We start from the raw sequence: 21,385 nt of genomic DNA on the forward strand, positions 1-21,385 counted from the left end.
AAAAAACACATCTTTTACACTGATTGTCAGTAACTTAAAAAGATGCAGATATATAATTAAACCCCTTAAAAACCATATTAAATTCCTTTTTCTAAAAAGACATAATTCAGATTTCCAAGCCTTTATATTTTTGATTTATCCGTTCGTCGATGTTTTTAAAATAACGCTGTATTATTCATTTCTTTGGCTAGAATCGTTATTTGAATAAAATTTAAAAAAAGCATGGATTCAATAATAATTACATGACCCCTAAAAGCTTCGAAGTTTTCAAAATTCAACTTCTTTTAATAAAATTAATTTACTAATTTTTGTTTTTTATCAGTGTAAAAAAGTTTGAATGATTTAAGATGGAAATAGTATGAAAAAATCAAAAGAGAATATGCATAACCTACTGTTTTGCCTTAAATAATAAGCACGAAAAAAGTAAGACGTTGGCCAGTGTTAGATGACAATTAGCATAACTCTACCCCAACCAGCCTTCACGATCCAAACTTCGATATTGAATGGCTTCACTGATATGCCCACTATTAATCTGTGCTTCAGCTTCTAAATCGGCAATAGTTCGAGACACTTTCAATATTCTATCATAAGCCCTAGCCGAAAGATTCAAGCGTTCCATAGCTGTTTTCAAAAGTTGTTTTGAACCTTCATCTAAAACACAATGCTTTCTAATTTGCTTGGTGTTCATTTGGGCATTATAATGCACAACATCAGAATCTGAAAATCGTTTTGTTTGAATTTCTCTAGCTCGAGTCACACGCTCTCTAATGTCTACCGAACTTTCGCCTTTTCTGTCGTCACTGAGTTTATCAAAAGGAACCGGAGTCACTTCTATATGGATATCTATTCTATCTAGAAGCGGACCAGATATTTTCCCCAAATAGCGTTGCATTTCTGCAGGACTGGAGGTCACAGGTGCATCAGGATCATTAAAATAACCTCCCGGACTTGGATTCATACTCGCTACTAACATAAACGATGATGGATAAGTTACGGTAAATTTTGCTCTCGAAATGGTTACTTCTCTATCTTCTAAAGGTTGACGCATGACTTCTAAAACCTCACGCTTAAACTCTGGTAATTCATCTAAAAACAATACACCATTATGCGATAAGGAAATCTCACCCGGTTGTGGATAACTACCACCGCCAACCAATGCAACATTTGAAATGGTATGGTGAGGACTTCGAAATGGCCTTTGAGCCATCAAGCCTGTATCTTTGACACGACCTACAACGGAATGAATTTTGGTAGTTTCCAAAGCTTCATTCAAGGTCATTGGCGGCAGAATACTAGGTAAACGCTTTGCCAACATTGTTTTTCCAGCTCCTGGCGGACCAATTAAAATAATATTATGCCCTCCGGATGCAGCTATTTCCATGCAACGTTTAATACCCTCCTGCCCTTTTACATCTGCAAAATCAAACTCAGGAAAATCTAAATTTTTCTCAAACTCTTTACGTGTATCAATTATAGTTTGTTCTAATGGGTCCTTCTTATCAAAATAATTAATGACCTGTTTTATATTATCAACTCCATAGACTTCCAAATTATCAACGATAGCCGCCTCTTTCGCATTTTGAACAGGAAGAATAAATCCTTTAAAACCTTCGGCCCTGGCCTTAACCGCAATTGGCAACGCCCCTTTTATAGGCTGCAAGCTACCATCTAATGACAGTTCACCCATGATCAAGTATTTCTCTAAATCATCAGCCTTAATTTGATTGGAGGCCGCAAGAATACCAATAGCTAAAGTTAAATCGTAGGCACTGCCCTCCTTTCTTAAATCGGCAGGAGCCATATTTATGGTTATTTTCTTCCCCGGAATTCTAAAACCATTGTTTTGCAGTGCAGCAGCGATTCTATAGTTACTTTCTTTAATGGCATTATCGGGTAATCCTACAAGGTGATATCCTATTCCCTTATCCACGTTTACCTCAACTGTTATTGTTGAAGCTTCTACGCCAAAAACGGCACTTGCGAAAACTTTTTTAAGCATATTCTTTCTTTACAGCTTAAATGTAAGAAAAGTATTTTAAACTATACCAGAATTATCCTTAAGGACTTAAACCATAATAATTAAATTTACTCTAAATGATGTTGCTTATTTCTTTTTTCACCTTAACATCGGATGATACGACAAATCAATTTCTACCCAGAACTAGGGAACGTTCTATTTCGGTGGGTAAAGCATGCTATATTTTGATTTCACTGCACAACGCCGTGAATAAAGCATAGTTATTATTTTTTTGCATAAAAAAATCCCCTGAAAAGGGGATTCTTAAAATTTATATTTGCTGTTTATTATTTAGCAGTATTTAAAAATTTCGGCTTAATTAATAACTGTACCCAAGCCCAGTTTTGTACATCAGCAGCATCTGCTTTAGCAACATTTTTAAGCTCATACATACCATCGCTAGCAAACATATGAGAGTAACCAATTTTTAAACCATAGCCCTTAAACTGCTTAGCCAATACTAAATCTACTTCTGTACCTAAAGATTTCTCACCGCTAGGCAATTCTTTTTCTGCGCTAAAGTTTAATACTTTCGCCATTAAACTCGTTGTTTCACCCAGTTTAAAGTTAGCACCAACATGCACATCCACTAAACCTACGCTATTAGCGTGATTACCCACGTAGAAATAATCCATGAAACCATTAAATTTATGGTTTGTTCCGTAAAGCGGGAAGAACGCCCCAGTTTCGTCAGTATTGGCTTTATCATTACCACTTATAACCTCAAAACCAGCACCTAAGCCAATTTTTGGAGATAATTTAAAACTTGCATCTAAACTAGCCAAATACGCTCCTTTAACATCTTTATATGACGTCCCGTAAATAGCTTCACCTGTTTGAATGTAAATATTACCCGTTAAAGAAAAGGCATTTTTACCCCATTTTAAATGTGCCCCCATAGTTTGTAAGTTAGCAACATCTCCTAAACCAGAAGCAGCATTTTGAAACCCATTGTTCATAAGCAATAGACTTCCACTAAAGTTCTCCCACTTCTTGCTAGCATGCAGCATTTGCATGGTTTTATAAGAAAAGAATCCCGATGTATTATATTCATTTCCTACAGAAATAAACCCTGTTGGATGCGAATAATCTTGATTCCATGCTAAAGCTATATCCAGTGCAAAACTATCTTTTTTGTATTTGATAAGTCCTGCATCATGATTACGCGCTTGTTGTGCCCAGTCAAGTCCACCTAGTATACGTTGATCATCATAAGACAATACTTGACGACCAATTTTTGTAGACCACCCTGATCCTAATTGAAGTTCGGCCCATGCTTGAAAAATAGCGAAAGAGTTGTTCATGTCATAAGGTAAAATCTGTCTGTTCTCACCCCATACCATAACATCTTGGAAACTAATGTAAAATTTATATGTTTCGGTGGCATAACCTGCATTTAAACGCGCTCTGGTAGAAATACCAAAACCTGGCTCGGCATCCTTAGGAATTAAAGATCCAAATCCATGACGGTATTCAGTTCTTGGTTTAAATTCTCCATCTAGTGTAAATTGCGCTTGTGCAAATTGTAAACACCCCAGTAATAGTCCTAATATTACGTATTGTTTTTTCATAGGTTCTTGTTTTTAATTTTTGATTGTTTTGAGTTTGTGTTTGTGTTTGTAATTGTTGTTAGTTTTAAACTGTGCAAATATAAAAGGATATAAATATCTTATTTATGATATAACTCATATTCTATTCACACGGTTTCTCTTGAATGTTGATCTAATGTTCTAAAAAATCTATTAAATGTTTTCTGTATTTATAATAATCGTTATGCTCTAAAACAGCTTTTCGCGTTCTTGGACGTTCAAAATCAATATCTAAAACATCTCCAATTTTCGCTTTGGGACCGCTAGTCATCATTACAACTCTATCTGCTAAAAAGATGGCCTCATCAACATCATGAGTAATCATAACGGCCGTAATTTTTTCTTTATTCCATATTTCAATTAGAGTATCTTGAAGTTCGCCCCTAGTTAATGAATCTAGCATACCAAAAGGCTCATCTAAAAGCAAAACCTTTGGTTTAATTGCAAATGCACGGGCAATACCAACACGTTGTTGCATCCCTTGTGATAAATCACTTGCCTTTTTATCAAAAGCATCTTCTAATCCTACTTTTTGTAAATAGTATTTTGCTATATCATAACGCTGTGCTTTTGTAGCATGAGGAAATACCTGATTCACCCCTAATAAAACATTTTGTAAAGAAGTCATCCAAGGCATTAAACTTGGCGCTTGAAAAATAACACCTCTATCTGGTCCTGGACCTTTTATATGTTTTCCTAGTACTGAAATATAACCTCCAGAAATAGGATTTAATCCTGCAATCATGGATAACATCGTTGTTTTACCACAACCAGAATGTCCAATAATAGTAACAAATTCTTCTTTTTTAATCTGAAGATTTAAATCCTCAAGAACTACATAATCACCTTTTGGTGTTGGATAGACTTTCTTTAAGTTTTTCAAATCCAACATCACTTGCGACGAAGGAAATGATCCTACATCTTTAATCAAGTTACTCGTTTTATTTTCAATTATATTCGTAGTCATTTGTCTCTATTATTTAAAGCGTCCAACAAAACTTTTAGGTTCCAATTCTGGTAAAACAAAAGCTTCTTGAGCTTCAGATTTACGTTCATTTCCTATATCCATCAAATATTCAATAATGGCATTTCTAGTTTCCTTAAAATTTGCATTATCGTTTAACTCTGTCTTATCTCTAGGACGTTCAATATCAATTTTGAATTCAGGTCCTAACGTTGCATTAGGTCCTGGACGAAGTGGAATTATACGATCAGCCATATAAATACCCTCGTCAACGTCATTGGTTATTAATAAGGCCGTACGTTTATCTTTCCCCCAGATGTTTAAAATTTCATCCTGAAGATTCCCTCGAGTTAATGCATCTAAAGCGCCTAATGGCTCATCCATAATAATCATTTCTGGCTTCATAGCTAAGGCCCTAGCTACCGCTACACGCTGACGCATACCACCGGATAATTCATTAGGACGTTTGTTTATTGCCGGCGTTAAACTTACCATTTCAACATAGTTGGCAACAATCTCATTTAACTCTTTTTTACTCTTCTTAGGAAAAGCCTCTTTAACAGCCATATAAACGTTCTGTCCAACAGTTAACCATGGTAGCAGCGAATAATTCTGGAAAATAACACCGCGTTCATGGCTAGTGCCTTGTACCGGTTGTCCTTTAAATAAAACTTCACCTTTTGTCGGTTCAATTAAGCCATTTATAAGATTTACCAAAGTTGTTTTTCCACTTCCCGTAAATCCAACAATTGCAACAAACTCACCTTCCTCAATCGATAAATTTATATTCGAAAGTACTTCGGTTTCGTGTTCACCTTGTCCGTAAGTTTTATAAATATTATTTAATTCTAAGTATGCCATTTTCTTCCTTTTTTAATCGTTGATTTGTTCATGTGTTTATTCGATTACCCGATTAATCATTTACACAAATCCACATAATTATTATATCGCGTCTGTTTTATCAAAAGATACCCAGTTCTGTATAGTTAACATTAAGCGATCTAATAGGAACCCTATAATACCAATAACAAACATGGCAACGATGATTTTAGCATTAGAATCATTTGCGCCGTTTTGGAATTCCTCCCATACAAATAACCCTAATCCAGGACTCTGTGCTAATAATTCAATAGCAATTAACACCATCCAAGCTACTGATAATGTAATTTTTAAACCAGTAAAAATTAATGGTAAAGATGATGGCAGCACTACCTTAAATATTTTTTGAAATGGCCCTAATTTCAATACTTTAGCCACATTGATATAATCTTTATCTACAGATGATACACCCATAGCTGTATTTACTAGTGTAGCCCACATGGAACATAAACCAACAGATATAAATGAAATGGTAAATGAACTATCTTCATTAGAATCTATTAATAGCGTTTTTACAATCATGAATACTAATAAGTACCAAACTACTGGAGATACAGGTTTAAATATTTGAATAAACCAGTTGAATGCACTCTTTAAAGTTGGACTTAATCCTATAAATATTCCTAAAGGTACAGCTATTAATAACGCTAATAAAAATCCAGCAAATACTGTTTTTAGACTTCTAAAAATTTGATCAACAAATGATGGTCGGCCAGTATAAGTGATTGGATCTTTTCCTTCGGCAATACGTTTTTCATTTAGCACTGCTGTCTTTTCTATAAAGGCTGCTTTATCTGCACTAATAATATTATGATCTCTTAATAAGGATTGGTAAGAAGCCCAAACCTGACTTGGTGATGGCAAAGTATTTGGTTGGCATCCAGATTCTCCTGATGCAATACAGGCTCGCAAGGCCTCAGCTGCAGCTGGTCCTTGATCTTCCAGTGCTTTTTCAATTTTAAATTCCGCCTCTATATTATATAATGACTGAGAGCCCATATGCCACAGTCCTATAAATAATAGAATGGAAGCAAATGGTACGACTACTTTGCGAAGGAAACTTATTAAATCTTCCTTTTCGAGCTTCCCAGTAAATAAGTCTTTTATTGTGCCTAAAAAACCTAATCCCATAAACTTGGTTACTTTTCCTAATGTTATGCTTTGCTTCATGACTTCTTAAGTTAGTTTCTAGTAGCTTTGCCATTCCATTCCGAAGGATTCGAAACGGAATGACATCACTTAATTATGTTTTACTGTACTGCTTTATCTTTGTTTCCAATTTTAAAACTATTGATGTAAGAAATAGGATCTTTAGCATCGTATGTAGTTCCATCAATAAAATCGGAAGTTGGCGCTTTGTATCCATCTGTTGTTGGAATATCAGACGCAGGAATATTACCTTCTTCTACTAAAAGCTTAGCTGCCTTGGTCCAGATATCAGGTCTGTAGATATCTTTAATAGTACTAGAATACCAATCTGCTGGTTTCGCTTCAGGAATTTGTCCCCATCTTCTCATTTGTGTTAAAAACCAGATACCATCAGAGTAGAATGGGTAAGTTGCATTGTACTTATAGAATACATTAAAGTCTTCCATCTCACGCTTGTCACCTTTTTCAAATTCAAAAGTACCTGTCATTGAGTTTGCTAATACTTCTACTGGAGCACCTACATATTGAGACATTGATAAGATTTCAACAGCTTCTTGTCTATTTCCTGGCTCATCTAACCACTTCCCTGCTCTAATAAGTGCTTTAGTTACAGCAATGGCAGTATTCGGGTTTTCTTCAACAAATTTCTTTGTCATTACAAATACTTTCTCTGGATTGTTTTTCCAGATATCGTAGTTTGTTGTTACAGGAACACCAATACCTTTAAAAACGGCTTGTTGATTCCAAGGCTCTCCCACACAATACCCATATATTGTACCTGCTTCAAGTGTAGCTGGCATTTGTGGCGGAGGCGTTACAGATAATAAAACTTCGGCATCAATTTGTCCTTGAACATTATCTGCAGTGTACATTCCTGGGTGAATTCCTGCTGCTGCTAACCAATATCTAATTTCGTAGTTATGTGTAGATACAGGAAATACCATACCCATTTTAAACGCTTTACCATTAGTTTTATATTCGTCAATTACTGGCTTTAATGCTTCAGCTTTAATTGGGTGAATAGGTTTTCCATCAGCACCTTTAGGTACATTTGGCTTCATTTTAGACCAAACATCGTTAGATACCGTAATACCGTTACCGTTTAAGTCCATTGAGAATGGCGTTACTAGATCTGCTTGACGACCAAAACCAGCACCGGCAGCAATTGGCTGACCTGCTAACATATGAGATCCGTCTAACTGACCATCAATTACACGGTCTAAAACATTTTTCCAATTCGATTGTGCTTCTACTGAAACGAATAAGCCTTCATCTTCAAAGAATCCTTTTTCTTTAGCTATCGCTAAAGGAGCCATATCTGTTAATTTGATAAAACCAAATGTTAATTGAGGTTTTTCAATATCTAGTGTTTTAGTTTTTGTAGTTTCAGCAACGGCTACTTCGGCAACGTCTTTCTTTTTTTCTTTACCACCGCATGCCATTAGTAAGGCTGCTACAGGCAAAATCCAAGTTGATTTTTTGATTAGAGATTTCATAAGTTCTGTTTTTATTTAACTAAGTATATTTACTTATTTTTTGACAAATATATAAGTAGTATTAATTATGAGTCATGTAAATACACAGTTGTAACCCTCTTTTTTAACAGAAACTAACCTGCCATAAAACATAAAATTTTAACAAAATACTGTATAACAATTAGTTACAACATTAAAATCCATTGAGTATTGATACTTATTATACTACGTAAAACATAATATAGTTATTAAATTTTATTGTTAATAAGTACAATTTTGATATCCGATATGCCAAGGCATGCGTTTTACGCCATAAAGATTAAGGGCGAAAAACTGCACCGAAATTCTGAATTTCACAGAATTTTTGAGCAACAGACCTACCTAAATTAAAAAACCAACCTTTACGTCTAAAGGTTGGTTCTCAAGAAATACATACTACTTAAGTATGAAGCAAAAATTAGCTTGTTTATTTTTCTAAGGTTTTAAGCCATTCCTCTTGAGAAAGGGCAGTATATTTTTTATCTGTACCATATGGATCAGCACCGCCATCAAAATAAGCTTGAATAAGCTGCATAGGAATAGTGTCTGCCAATTTTTCTGGTACATCATATTTATGATTGCCATGAAAATCATGACATTGAATGCAAGTAAACCATTCCTCCTGGGCAATTAAATCTTTATGTGAAATATCTATAGGGTCGTTTTCCACTACCAAATCTTGATGGCAATTCATGCAATAGTTTATCGATGTCACCGAGACGCGCTCTTCTTGGTGTTCAGTATGGCAGGTTATACAGGTGGTTGCATCAATATGACTTACGGCCTCCTTAAATCTAGGTTCCGAAAATCGGTAAGTTGGGTGCCTATCGTTTGCCCGGTCATGACATTCTAAACAATTATTAACCGTCACATCTTGCGTACCAAAGTCGGCACTGTGGGCTCTTGCCCCAAAAGTATAAGATATATTAGATTGCACTTGTTGCAGTAAATTACCTTTGGCATCGGCATGACATGCAAAACATGATAAATCTTGATGCCCTGTATTCATTGGACCTATGGACACATATTCTTCAGCAGCATCTAAAGTCAACACATAAAATATTGAAACCCCTAAGACCACTCCAATAATACCACCTAAAAACTGTCTTTTACGCAACGGACTGACTTTAAACATCTAGTTAATATTTTTAAAATTTATATTTCAATTACAATTTCTTCACTTGCAGGGTAACTTATACAAGTTAGAATACTACCTTTATTCACCTCGTCATCAGATAATAAATGCCCATCAGTCATATTAATATCTCCTGATATACATGTAGCTTTGCAAGTGGAGCACATTCCTGATCTACAGGAATAAGGAATTACAATACTGGCCGACATAGCTTGTTGCAATATAGACTTATCACCGCGCACTTGAAGCTGATGAGATGTTCCGTCTACCTTTAACGTGACATTGCTCACTAAGTTTTTCCCGGTAACTTTAACTACTGGTGCTTTAAAAACTTCAATCCTTATTTTCTCTCGAGAAACTCCGTTAGTTTTTAATAACTCTTTTATCTTTTCCATATAACCAAACGGACCGCAAATCATATAGGTGTGATCTCCAAAATCCAATTGATGTTTTGAAAAAATAGTCTCCAAGAGTTCATTGGTAGCCAATCCCGCATGATAATTGTTTACCGTTGCCTTATTTGAAGAAATGATATGTTCTACAGAGAATTTAGAACCAAATTCCGTTTCTAATGCCTTAATTTCATCATGAAAGATTATAGATTCCATATTTTGGTTCGCATAAACCAATAACACTTTTGATTCCTTTTCTTCCGTTAGTACTGATTTTACAATTGAAAACATAGGTGTAACACCACTACCTCCAGCAAATAAAACATACTGTTTTGCCGCTTTCTTAGTAGGTTCTATATAAAAAGATCCTGCCGGATCATCAACTTCTAACTTATCACCTACTTTTAATGTATCATGAACAAAATTTGAAACTAACCCCTGCTCTACGCGCTTTACAGTGATTTTTAAATCCTTGTCGGTATAAGGGTTACTACTAAAAGAATAAGCCCGTTTGTGCACCTGCTTTTCTATAGGCACATGTATTGTTAAAAACTGACCTGGCTTATATTTTAATTTCTTGAAAAAATTACCATTTTTAAAACATATACTAATAGCATCATTAGTTTCCTTAATTATTTCTTTTACTAACAACTTCATAAATCATTTATTTATAGTAAAACACCATGGTTATGTGAAACACCATCATAATTGTAATTACAATGGATAAAGCTACATGGGTTATCATCCAGCCTTTAAATAAGGCTTCACTACTGCTCTTAATCACATCTAAATTTAAATACCCTAATAATGCATTTGAAAAGAAGATATAGGATAACAATAATAAATAACCATACCCCATAGACATACTATGGATATAAAATACCAAAGGACTCAATGCCCCTAACCATTTGTGTATATTTTGCATGGTCATGGCGTACGCTCTCCATTTTTTTACAACCCTAGTTAGGGTTAATACCCACTGCATTACAATTAAAACTGCAAGTAACAGACCAGACCAGCGTTTATAAATTTCACCTTGCTGAAGATTAAATAACCAAGTCCATTCTATATTAAAAAAGAATTGTAGCAGAAAGGCGAATAAAAGAACTAAACCTACTATGGTGGATTTGTTATTTGCTACCATTTTCTCTTAGGAATTTTAATTGACAAATTGAACTATAAGCAACTTGCCCATAACCATCAACTTAAGCAATGAGCAAGTTTACTATCTAGAAACTAACTTTTTATTTGGCTGCAACTACAAGATGTTTCATAGTTTCATACGATGATAATTTTTTAACACTATCAAGAAACACTTCTGCTGTTGGAAGGTAATTACCTTCTGCTGGCCATTTATCCCCAATTTCAGGCTTATCACTTTCTTTGAAATCTTCAATTTCATCCAAATATTCCATATAAATATCTACCGTTCCTTTTGCATAAGAACTTAGTACTGCAACAGTCTCTTTATAGGTAAGAGAATCTTTTGGATACTGCCAAGTTGTAGCCCCCATAACATCACCCAATTTCCAATCGGACTTTGTAGTTTGCGGATGATCATTATGGCAACTCACACACGCACCCGCACTAGCTAAATCCGCAAACATTGCGGTATGTAACTTTTGATCTTCGTCATAGAAAAATTTAGGCTCTTGATCTACTTTTATTTCTTCAAATAAATCGGCCTGCTTACCTTCAAATTTATTCGCAGCATTAACAGGAAAATCTGACCCTAAGTATAAACCCAACGGCACCGGACTTTTTCTAATACTGGTAGCTACACCTCTTAAAAATAATGCTGGTAGCGGTCCGGCTTCAACATCATCTTTTCTCCAGTCTTCATCAAACTTCATACCTTGAGCTTTGCCCTTTCCAACAATTGCTTTGGTATATAATGTTCTTGTAACATCATTTTCTTTAGACACCATTTCTAACACTTCTTCAACAGAAAAAACCTTTTCGGCTCCAGCAGTTTCAGACTTTTCTTCTGGAACTCCGCCGCATGATGTTAAAGTTACAGAGACTAACAAGGCTAATAATTTGTATATCGTTTTCATAGTAATGTTTTTTAGTTATTAATAAGCTGCATCAATCATAACACTAGACATAGTTCCATAAACACTAGTCCATGCCTCTTTAACATCGTCTGTAAATGCTTCACCTAATCCAGCCTCCAACGTTCCTAATAATGCCGCTCCAACAGTTTCATAATGTGATGGTTCAACTCTATAGGCTACATGTCTTTTTCCTAAATCTTTTAAAACTGGTATAAGTGCATCTAAGTTGCTAAGTCCAGCAACGGCAGCGGCAAGCATAGTCATTAGTTTATTGCCTTGCTCTACCATAGCACCTTCTTTATCTGTAGGGAATAGTGGTTTTAATTGTGGATCCAGTTCAAACAACTTGGTATAAAATATTTCTGCCGCAGCAGGAGCTATAGGTTTTACCTTTTCAAAGGATTCTTGAACTAGAGTAACTGTGTTTGGTTCCATAATCTGTTATTTTGATTTGTAATTTCTAAAAATTAAGTATTAATACTTATTTGAAGCAAAAATAGAAGCTTACTTAATAACTAAGTATGAAAAAAAACAGTAGGAAAGAACCTTTTGTAACATATAAAAAGCTACCAAAACGCAGGAAATTGTTCAAGGTACAGCTTTAGCTGGTACAACTAAATTTATAAAATAAAATGATGAAAGTATTCTGAAACCTTTTAGGTATCTAGGAAATAATTATGCTCGCTAATTTCCTTTTTGAGTAGTTGAATATTGTTTATACCTATTTTTTTTCCTTGAGCAGCAATCAGTTTTTCTTTTTTCAAGGCTGAAAAAACACGAATCACTTGCTCTTCGGTAGTACCAGCATAATCAGCGTATTCGCGTCGGCTTAAAGGTAGATTTAAAAACCCTTTTAAATCACCAAATTTTCTATTGATATAGAGTAAGGTATCAATAACGCGTTCTCGAACTGTCATTTGCGAGATGGACTTCACCTTGTTCTCACTTCTATTTAACTCATCGGCATAGAAAAGCATTAAATCATAAGCAAACTTAGGTGTTTCAAGCAGTGCGTCTTGTAAATCTTCCTTTGAAAAATAGCACAACACAGAATCCTGTAATGCAATAGCTCCAATGGAATAGTACTCCTCAGTGCCGAATCCACGATGACCAATAATCTCTCCTTCTTTCGCAAATCGTACGATTTGTTCTCGGCCATTTATACCTGTTCTAAAAACTTTTACAGTACCTTTAAGAATAAAGAACAATCCATTTACTGGAGCCCCTTCCATAATAAACTGTTGCCCTTTTTTACATTTTAAAGTGCTTTTATTATTTAAAAAGTTTGAACCGGAAAGAATACCTAGGTTTCTTTTAATAAGACAGTTTGCATTTTGACATGCCCCACAAGATACGTCATTGAGCAATCTATGTTTTGATCGAGTATGTAAAGCGACTGAAGGCATAAAACTAGTATTCCGCACAATAATACGTAATAATACTTAGTTTTCAAGTAAACCGTACTTACTTTTATGAGAATGATAAAAAATGGCAACAGAAATTAATCAATTCACGTTTTTTAAATTCAAAAAATATCAAAACCTCAAACCACTTACTTCTTCTTATACCTTAAATGACCCAATTCTATACCAATTGCCGTTTTAGCCAAAATGGTGAATACAAATGCGCCCAAGGCCCAAATTCCTAATGTCACACCAATTTCAACGCCGGTAGGCATATACTCTTCTATTTTTCCATAAGGTCCGGGAATAAAACCAGGAACAATCAAGCCAAACCCTTTCTCAATCCATATGGCTATAAACAGAATAAAGCAACAGAAATATAATACGTTTAGATTATTCCTTAATTTATGAAAAGTTAACATTACGGTAGCCAAAACATTCAAAGGAATAGCCGTCCAAATCCAGGGTAATAATGCATTTTTTCCATGAAGACCAAAAAACAAATAATAAGCACTTTCACTATGGTGCGTGGGTGCATAAAACTCTTTAAAGAGCTCAGAAACAAGCATTATTAAGTTTATTTGAGCCGCAACGGTTACCACCATTGCTATCTTTTTAATGGTTTTATCTTCTATTTTAAACTCTGTAAAACGTCTTATAATAGCTAATACTAATATAATAAGTGCCGGTCCCGCTGCAAATGCAGAGGCTAAAAAACGAGGTCCTAATAAGGCATTATTCCAAAAAGGACGTGCTTGTAGACCTTGATACAAAAAGGCAGTGACCAAGTGAATTGCTACGGCCCAGAATACTGATAATATGGCTCCTGGCACATATACTTTTGATTTAGACTCTTTACCTTGATAATGTCTAAACAAAATATAAAATGGTATGCTAATATTTAAAAACAAATAACCGTTTAAAACAATAACATCCCATGTAAGCATTGAATTTGGAAAATTAAAAACACCAATTCCTGGTATCATATGCCAGAGCACTGATGGTCCTCCCATATCTGCCACCACAAAAGCCAAACACATTATAAGCGCTGCCACTGCAAGTCCTTCTCCAATAAGAACAGCCTGTTTAAAATCTATATCATGCAATACATAGGTAGGCATAACTAGCATTACTGCGGCGGCTGCAACCCCAACTAAAAAGGTAAAATTAGAAATATACAACCCCCAACTTACACGGTCAGACATTCCTGTTACACTCAAACCATGCTCTAACTGAATAGAATAACAATACATCCCAACTAGCATTACAAACGTCAAGAAACCCATCCAGAGATTGTATCTTCGAGATCCTTTTGTGATAGTATCTAAACTATCAAACACTAAACTTTTTAAAACCTGTAATCGCCTCATTTGAATTTGTATTATAACACTTCCGTGTTATTGTTTTATCATTTCACAGCAAGCACAAAAACCTTCCAATACCTACTATAAAACACATAAATGTTAGTCCATAAAATACCAGAACTTAGGTTCTGTACCCAAATCCTCTTTAAGTCTAAATACCTTTTTGTTTTCCAATACCCAACGAATAGTGCTATTTGGATCTAAAAGATTACCAAAAATTCGAGCTCCAGTAGGGCAAGCCTCAACACATGCCGGGTTCTGACCTTTTCTGGAACGCTGTACACAAAAAGTACATTTTTCCATAACCCCTTTTTTACGCATTCTATTACCTAAATAGTGTTGATTTTTATTTATTTCCTTTTCTGGAACTTCTGGTTTACTCCAATTAAATCGTCTGCCATCATAAGGGCAAGCTGCCATACAGTATCTGCAGCCAACACACCAGTCATAGTCTATTACAACTAATCCATCATCCTCTCTCCAGGTCGCTTGAACCGGACACACTTCTACGCACGGCGGATTATCACAATGAAAACATTGTGTTCCCATATAGAAATGGCCTTCAGCGGGTACTTCATGGTAATAATTATCATCAGATTCATCAAACTTGAGACCTTTACCATCTTTCATTTCATGGATGCGGATATACTGCATTTCAGAATTCCTATCCTGATTATTTTCCTCAATACAAGCATTGACACAATCCATATACCCCTGACACTTTGAAATATTGAATGCATAGCCAAAAAGCACATCTTCTTTTGCATTTTCAGAGGTCATGCTTATATTCTTACCTGTTCTTAACTCATATGAGCGCATTAAACGTTCAACTGTAGCACTTTTTTCATTATCGGTCATGAGCTTATAGTTCCCTTTAAACTGCTCTTCCCAATCAATCTGAGCCTTTTCTTTAGTATCATCCCCAGAGACTACACTGCATGAAGTACTTACTGCCCCTGCCCCAATCAATAAACTTGCTGTTAACTTTTTAAACGCTGTACGCCGGTCCATCTTGACATCAAAAACCTGCTCAAATCCATCCTTTTTTACTTCCTCACCAATAGAGGCAGTTACGGCAGCTTCTAGATAGGCTTCATCACTCATCTCCTTCTCATGACTTTGACATCCACCAGAGGTTTTACCACAGCCACAAGAACCCGAGGATTCCTTTTTTCTATTGAACCCTAAATCTAATGAATACCACTTTTTACTTTTGCTCATACCTTGTTTTTTTTAATGCTCTACTCCCCCATCTGATTCCTCACTTTCCTTAGTATTATACCTTGAAGGCCAACGCGATTTAAAGCTAGGATCATGTGGATTATGACAATTTACGCATGTAAATGAAGCTCTTGGAGGCGCCCATCCTCCAATTCTTTTGCCATGGGCCCCACCTTTCCAATCTTCAAATTGGCTAGAGTGACACTGGGAACATAATTTATAACTTGAATTAAAATCAACGTTTACACCTGTTAGCGTATTAAGATTATTCATATCCTCGCCATTATGACAGGTGATACAGTTCATTACTTCCCCATCCGCATGAGCTAAAGAAATATCCCAGTGCGCCTTTTTCTTAGCATCATTACTTTTCAATTCATCAATAGGCTTAGTATGACACTCAATACATTCAAAAGATTGTATTTGACTTTTGCGTTCAGGTATTAAAAAGGTGTGCACGCCTTCCGTAATTTTTATGGTTTTAACATCCCCGATATAAGTCTCTGACGATAATGACGTACCATGATAATTTTTACTTTCACTTTCTATTTTATCATTAAGATTATGGTATTCTCCATTTTCTTGTTTACATGCAAACAATGCAAATAGACATGTATAAACTAGAATATATACGTACTGCTTTCTATTCATTTTTATGGCTATTAGTTCTTGTGAAAGGCGTAATTTCTGAAACTATTCTATCCGTAGGTAGATGACACTGTCGGCAATTAACGCGTTCAGGGTGTGTTACCCGTATTTCCTTAGGTGCAGCAGGACCAGCGTGACAAGCCAAACAATTCTCTCTCATTTGTATTTGATGAGGAATCATTGGAGGGGTTCCTATCATCGCATTATTAACTCCAACTTTTGGCGCATGTACCTGAGCCAAATTTGCAGGTTTAAAAAGCGTATTACTGTTTTGTGCAACATGGCATTGCCTACAATTAACCATTTCTGGATGTGGCGAAACCGGTGCATACGCATTTAAACGTTCAACAAACCCGCCATTTTGATGGCATTGCAAACAGGTATTTCCACCCAAAGATTTTTCTTCTTTTATGGGGTGCGGAATACTTGGTGGCGCACCATGATATGCTCTGTTATCATAATAAGAATCGAGACTCCTTTCGTGATTCTTATCCACTGGCATACTGGAATACTCTAACGCAAATTCCGAACGTTCAAACACCCCTCGTTCTGCAGGGATATAACTATTATTTGGGCTTTCTTCTAAAACCGGAACATAGCCTTCCTCCATCCCTTTCTCATAACTAAAATTCCATATCGTTATAAAAGCTATAAATAGCATAACAAAAAGAGATATGATTCCAAGTCTTTTTTTCATCTTACATGTTTTTACCAAGCTTTTGAACTTCAGTTAGATCCATTGGTTAGTTTTTAGTTTTTTGCTATGTTTACCCGATTTCTAGTCAGCTATACTTTTTCTATTTTTACGGCACACTTCTTATAATCTGGTTCTTTAGATATAGGACAGAAGGCATCTAAAGTCACATCATTGATTAGCATGTTTTCGTCAAAAAACGGCACAAAAACCTGACCTTTAGTTGGCAACCCACGCTCGTTGATTGAAGCCGGTAAAACACAAGATCCTCTTCTAGATGTCACTTTTATTTGTTCACCATTTCTAATCGCTAAGGCTTTTGCATCATCAGGATGAAACTCAATATAAGCACTTGGCATTGCTTTGTGTAAAACAGGGATTCTTCGTGTCATAGACCCTGTATGCCAGTGTTCTATAACCCGTCCTGTATTCAACCAGTATGGATACTCGCTATCCGGTGACTCTGCAGGCGGCTCATAGGGTCGCTGCCAAATCACGGCTCTTCCATCAGGTTTTCCATAAAAATCGAATGCTTCTCCATTTGAACATGCAGGGTCATATTTAGCATTGAAACGCCATTGTGTGGATTTACCATTTACATAAGGCCAAATAGCTCCCGATTCCTTTTTTAAAACTTCAAGCGGTGCCATACCATGTTTAGCGCCTTCATGAAATTGCCTGTATTCATTATATATTTCTTCAACGTGATTCTCTTCACTGTATGGAAACAAATCACCATAGCCCATACGCTTTGCTACTTGAATAGTCATCCATGCATCGGGTGTGGTTTCTCCCGGTCCTTCAACCATTTTATCCCAGTGTTGTGTTCTTCGTTCTGAATTGCCATACAAGCCACTTTTTTCAATATGCCAGGATGCTGGCAAAATCACATCGGCCACATCAGAGGTTGGTGTTGGAAACACATCTGAAACCACCACAAAACAGGATTTCTTTTCCATTCCTGGACGATATCGACTAGTTTTTGGTAAAGAAACCAATGGATTTGTTACTTGCGTCCATATAAATTTAATATCGCCACGATCAACAGCACGAAACATTTCTGTGGCATGGTATGTTGGTTTTGAAGGGATTCTTTCTACTGGAACCTTCCAAATTTTAGCAGCTAATTCTCTATTCTTTGGGTTAGTAACTACGCCTTTGGGTAGTTTATGCGTGAAAGTACCTACTTCGCGCGCTGTTCCACATGCAGAAGGTTGACCTGTTAATGAAAATGGACCATTACCCGGCTGTGAAATTTTCCCTGTTAGCAGGTGAATATTATACACTAAATTATTCATCCAAGTTCCTCTGGTATGTTGATTCATGCCCATACACCAGTAAGAAACCACCTTTTTATTTGGGTCGCCATAAATAGAAGCCAAATACTTAATATCCTTTACTGAAACTCCTGAATACTTAGCTACTTTTTCAGGAGAATACTCTTTTAAAAACGCCTTGTAAGCTGAAAAATCAATTTTTTCTGGTTTGTCAGCAAATTTAAATTTGTCTTCAACACCATAACCAATATTGGTAAGGCCTTTACTAAAATTACAATGTTTTTCAACAAAGGAGTTATTCACCCAGCCGTTGTTTATTATTTCATAACAAATAGCATTAGCCACAGCTAGATCAGTTTGAGGTTCAAATAATATGGACCTATCTGAAGCTGTACTAGACCGTGAAGTACGTGTAGCAAAGTCAATAATTTTAGCGCCACGTTTAGATTTTTGCTCTAGCATTCTGGAAAATAATACCGGATGCATTTCTGCCATATTATTCCCCCAGGTAATAAAGTAATCAGCGTGATCAATATCCTCATAGCAGCCCATAGGCTCATCAGCGCCAAAGGTTGTTAAAAAACCAGTTACCGCACTGGCCATACATAGGCGTGCATTACAATCAAGATTATTGGTCCCAATAGCGCCTTTCATAAACTTAGAAGCCACATAACCTTCCGGAATTGTAGACTGCCCAGAGGTATACATCGCTACCGAATCTTTGCCATGCGCATCAATGGTTTCTTTCATTTTATTAGCAACAATATCTAAAGCCTCTTGAATTGGGGTTTGAACATATTTACCATTCTTTTTTACCAAGGCATGTGTCAATCTATCCTTAGACTGAATACACATGGTTTGATGATAGCCCTTTACACAAAGCAACCCCTTATTTACAGCACTGTTAGGGTCTCCTTTAACGGCCACGGCCTTTCCGTTTTCTGTACCCACTAAGATGCCACAACCTACACCACAGAATCTGCACGGACCTTTTTTCCATTCTAAATCTGCACCATTGGGTATACCTTGTTCCTGTTCACTGGCGAATAAAATCCCTGGAAACATGGACGCTGCAGCTGTCATTGCTGATAGCTTCGCCATTTTTTTTATAAAACTTCTTCTGGTTGATAATGAGTTATACATGCGCTTGTTAATTTTGTGGACTATTAAAACCAGAAACCAATGCTAAAAGTTTTAGGCTTTGAATTTTATCTATTTGCTCTTTAAGTATTTCTTCAGAAGCATCGTCTAAAGTATCAGTAACTACAACCAAAATGTTTTCATTAGTGGCTGGCATAACTTCACAAGCTTCAATGTCTGACAAGGCCTTAACAAGTTCAGCTTTTTGTCCATCATGAGGATGTGCTAAGTAACTTTTTATTGGCATAACTGGCTAGTTTAGTTTACTCTAACAATTTAAGACAAAATTATCTTAAATAAAACAAAAAAAAATGATAATTGTCATGTTCCTAAAAAAGTCAGATTCGTTATATTTGCCAAGACATAACGAAAAACATCTATATGATTTCTATTTCTGAAGCCATTTCACAGGTTAAAAAAACCGGGAAACCGCTTTTAAAAAAAACGATTAAGTCCGTTGAAAAAGCAGGTGGATATATTTTGTATGAAGATATTATGTCACCCATAAACATGCCACCTTTCAGACAATCGGCTATGGATGGTTATGGCTTACATTTAAAAGATACATTATCATACCATTTAATTGGAGAAGTAAAAGCAGGAGACGGTCACCAACCCCTTTTAAATCCTGGAGAAGCCGTAAGAATTTTTACTGGTGCTCCTGTTCCTGATTCAGTGAATGCCATCATGATGCAAGAGAAAGTTACTGTAGATGGCAGTAGCATTACTATAGACAATCAAATTCCTTTGGAGCATAATATTCGCCCGTTAGGTGAACAAGTAAAAACTGGTGATGTTGCTTTAAAAAAAGGCACAAAACTAACCCCTGCAGCCATTGGCTATTTAATTTCTTTGGGTATTACAAAAGTTGCTGTATTTAAAAAACCGAACATAGCCCTTATTACTACAGGTAATGAATTAATTGAAGCTGGTCAAGATTTGCCTTATGGTAAAATTTATGAGAGTAACTCAAAAATGTTGCTTAGTGCTTTATACAATTTGAAATATTACGATGTCACTCTTTATAGGGTTGAAGACGACTATAACAAAACGGTAAAAACGCTTAATGATGCTATAATAGCAAATGACTTGGTTTTAATTACTGGCGGAATCTCGGTTGGAGATTATGATTTTGTAGGGCGGGCTTTGGAAGCATTAGAGGTTACAGAACTTTTTTATAAAGTAAAACAAAAACCAGGAAAACCTTTATTCTTTGGAAAAAAGGAAAACACTCAAATATTTGCTTTACCAGGAAACCCAGCTGCGGCACTGTCTTGTTTTTATGTTTATGTGTATATCGCTTTGCAACAACTTATGAATCGCGATGTCACTGAATTGCCTCGAGTAAAAGCTAAAACTTTAAATAGTTTCCAAAAGAAGGGTGACAGACCGCAATTTTTAAAAGGGATATATAACCATGGTCAAGTTGAAATTTTAGATGGACAGAACTCATCCATGTTACAGACTTTCGCATTGTCCAATGCTCTAGTATTTGCTCCGGGTGATATTAATGCCATTGAAACCGGGGATACTATTGAAGTTATTTTATTACCGAATTAAATAGAACTATGGGATATAAAATAAAAAGTAGAATCTGGATTGAATCTGAAAACAATGTGCTTTTAGGTGAAGGTCGCGTGCATTTATTGAAAGCCATTCAAGAAACGGGATCGCTATCTAAAGCCGCTAAATCTTTAAATATATCCTATAAAAAAGCATGGCAACTATTAGATTCAGTTAATAAATCGGCTAAATTACCGGTAACCATTAATAGTATTGGTGGTAAAGGTGGCGGTGGCGCAGAGTTAACTATCTATGGAAAATCTTTAATTGAGGCCTTTGATGAAATCAACAGGAATTGTTGGAAGTTTTTGGATAATGAATTAAAAAAAATTGAACGATTATAAATGACAAAATGCCTTAAGTATTTAAAGTGATAAAT

General features: G+C 35.8%; 20 protein-coding genes. 2 read left to right on the forward strand and 18 right to left on the reverse strand.

Features of this window, described 5'->3' with window-relative positions; translation table 11 throughout:
* Positions 1-463: 463 nt before the first annotated feature.
* From IE051_RS17190 to IE051_RS17275, 18 genes are all read right to left on the reverse strand, one after another.
* Positions 464-1,999 carry a YifB family Mg chelatase-like AAA ATPase gene (locus IE051_RS17190; RefSeq protein ID WP_189362656.1) on the reverse strand — a complete coding sequence of 512 codons (1,536 nt, stop codon included), beginning with the start codon at positions 1,997-1,999 and terminating at the stop codon, positions 464-466.
* 305 nt (positions 2,000-2,304) lie between these two features.
* Positions 2,305-3,588 (reverse strand): alginate export family protein, encoded by a 1,284-nt coding sequence (locus tag IE051_RS17195; protein WP_189362657.1) that lies wholly within the window; start codon positions 3,586-3,588, stop codon positions 2,305-2,307.
* Between the two features lie 151 nt (positions 3,589-3,739).
* Positions 3,740-4,573 (reverse strand): ABC transporter ATP-binding protein, encoded by an 834-nt coding sequence (locus IE051_RS17200; RefSeq protein ID WP_229796860.1) that lies wholly within the window; start codon positions 4,571-4,573, stop codon positions 3,740-3,742.
* Positions 4,574-4,582: 9 nt separating this feature from the next.
* Positions 4,583-5,431, reverse strand: coding sequence for an ABC transporter ATP-binding protein (locus tag IE051_RS17205; RefSeq protein ID WP_189362658.1), 849 nt, complete (start codon positions 5,429-5,431; stop codon positions 4,583-4,585).
* Positions 5,432-5,512: 81 nt separating this feature from the next.
* The gene (locus IE051_RS17210; RefSeq protein ID WP_189362659.1) at positions 5,513-6,619 is read right to left on the reverse strand and encodes an ABC transporter permease; all 1,107 of its coding nucleotides are present in this window, start codon (positions 6,617-6,619) and stop codon (positions 5,513-5,515) included.
* An 80-nt stretch (positions 6,620-6,699) separates the two neighbouring features.
* Positions 6,700-8,094 carry a CmpA/NrtA family ABC transporter substrate-binding protein gene (locus IE051_RS17215; protein WP_189362660.1) on the reverse strand — a complete coding sequence of 465 codons (1,395 nt, stop codon included), beginning with the start codon at positions 8,092-8,094 and terminating at the stop codon, positions 6,700-6,702.
* Positions 8,095-8,539: 445 nt separating this feature from the next.
* Complete coding sequence (locus IE051_RS17220; RefSeq protein WP_189362661.1) at positions 8,540-9,247, reverse strand: cytochrome c3 family protein; 708 nt, start codon at positions 9,245-9,247, stop codon at positions 8,540-8,542.
* Positions 9,248-9,267: 20 nt separating this feature from the next.
* Entirely contained in the window at positions 9,268-10,296 is a 1,029-nt protein-coding gene (locus IE051_RS17225; protein ID WP_189362662.1) for a ferredoxin--NADP reductase, read from the reverse strand.
* 7 nt (positions 10,297-10,303) lie between these two features.
* Positions 10,304-10,783 carry a hypothetical protein gene (locus IE051_RS17230; RefSeq protein ID WP_189362663.1) on the reverse strand — a complete coding sequence of 160 codons (480 nt, stop codon included), beginning with the start codon at positions 10,781-10,783 and terminating at the stop codon, positions 10,304-10,306.
* Between the two features lie 100 nt (positions 10,784-10,883).
* Positions 10,884-11,696: a c-type heme family protein gene (locus tag IE051_RS17235; RefSeq protein ID WP_189362664.1), complete on the reverse strand. Its 813-nt coding sequence runs from the start codon at positions 11,694-11,696 to the stop codon at positions 10,884-10,886.
* A gap of 18 nt (positions 11,697-11,714) precedes the next feature.
* On the reverse strand, positions 11,715-12,131 hold the full coding sequence (locus tag IE051_RS17240; protein ID WP_189362665.1) for a globin family protein: 417 nt from the start codon (positions 12,129-12,131) through the stop codon (positions 11,715-11,717).
* Between the two features lie 221 nt (positions 12,132-12,352).
* The gene (locus IE051_RS17245; RefSeq protein ID WP_189362666.1) at positions 12,353-13,102 is read right to left on the reverse strand and encodes a Crp/Fnr family transcriptional regulator; all 750 of its coding nucleotides are present in this window, start codon (positions 13,100-13,102) and stop codon (positions 12,353-12,355) included.
* Between the two features lie 146 nt (positions 13,103-13,248).
* Entirely contained in the window at positions 13,249-14,469 is a 1,221-nt protein-coding gene (dsrP, locus tag IE051_RS17250; protein WP_189362667.1) for a sulfate reduction electron transfer complex DsrMKJOP subunit DsrP, read from the reverse strand.
* Positions 14,470-14,562: 93 nt separating this feature from the next.
* The gene (locus tag IE051_RS17255; RefSeq protein ID WP_189362668.1) at positions 14,563-15,684 is read right to left on the reverse strand and encodes a 4Fe-4S dicluster domain-containing protein; all 1,122 of its coding nucleotides are present in this window, start codon (positions 15,682-15,684) and stop codon (positions 14,563-14,565) included.
* A gap of 12 nt (positions 15,685-15,696) precedes the next feature.
* Complete coding sequence (locus IE051_RS17260) at positions 15,697-16,335, reverse strand: cytochrome c3 family protein (protein WP_189362669.1); 639 nt, start codon at positions 16,333-16,335, stop codon at positions 15,697-15,699.
* Positions 16,328-17,029 carry a nitrate reductase cytochrome c-type subunit gene (locus IE051_RS17265; RefSeq protein ID WP_229796861.1) on the reverse strand — a complete coding sequence of 234 codons (702 nt, stop codon included), beginning with the start codon at positions 17,027-17,029 and terminating at the stop codon, positions 16,328-16,330. The genes IE051_RS17260 and IE051_RS17265 overlap by 8 nt, the downstream gene beginning before the upstream one ends.
* 89 nt (positions 17,030-17,118) lie before the next feature.
* Positions 17,119-19,404 (reverse strand): molybdopterin-dependent oxidoreductase, encoded by a 2,286-nt coding sequence (locus tag IE051_RS17270; RefSeq protein ID WP_229796862.1) that lies wholly within the window; start codon positions 19,402-19,404, stop codon positions 17,119-17,121.
* A 49-nt stretch (positions 19,405-19,453) separates the two neighbouring features.
* The gene (locus IE051_RS17275) at positions 19,454-19,690 is read right to left on the reverse strand and encodes a hypothetical protein (protein ID WP_189362671.1); all 237 of its coding nucleotides are present in this window, start codon (positions 19,688-19,690) and stop codon (positions 19,454-19,456) included.
* A gap of 134 nt (positions 19,691-19,824) precedes the next feature.
* Between IE051_RS17275 and IE051_RS17280 the strand changes: the two genes are divergently transcribed.
* Together IE051_RS17280 and IE051_RS17285 are read left to right on the forward strand one after the other, a co-directional pair.
* Positions 19,825-21,003 carry a molybdopterin molybdotransferase MoeA gene (locus IE051_RS17280; RefSeq protein ID WP_189362672.1) on the forward strand — a complete coding sequence of 393 codons (1,179 nt, stop codon included), beginning with the start codon at positions 19,825-19,827 and terminating at the stop codon, positions 21,001-21,003.
* 8 nt (positions 21,004-21,011) lie between these two features.
* Positions 21,012-21,350 (forward strand): winged helix-turn-helix domain-containing protein, encoded by a 339-nt coding sequence (locus tag IE051_RS17285; RefSeq protein ID WP_189362673.1) that lies wholly within the window; start codon positions 21,012-21,014, stop codon positions 21,348-21,350.
* Positions 21,351-21,385 lie beyond the last annotated feature (35 nt).

Source organism: Algibacter mikhailovii (assembly GCF_014651495.1).
GTDB lineage: Bacteria > Bacteroidota > Bacteroidia > Flavobacteriales > Flavobacteriaceae > Algibacter_E > Algibacter_E mikhailovii.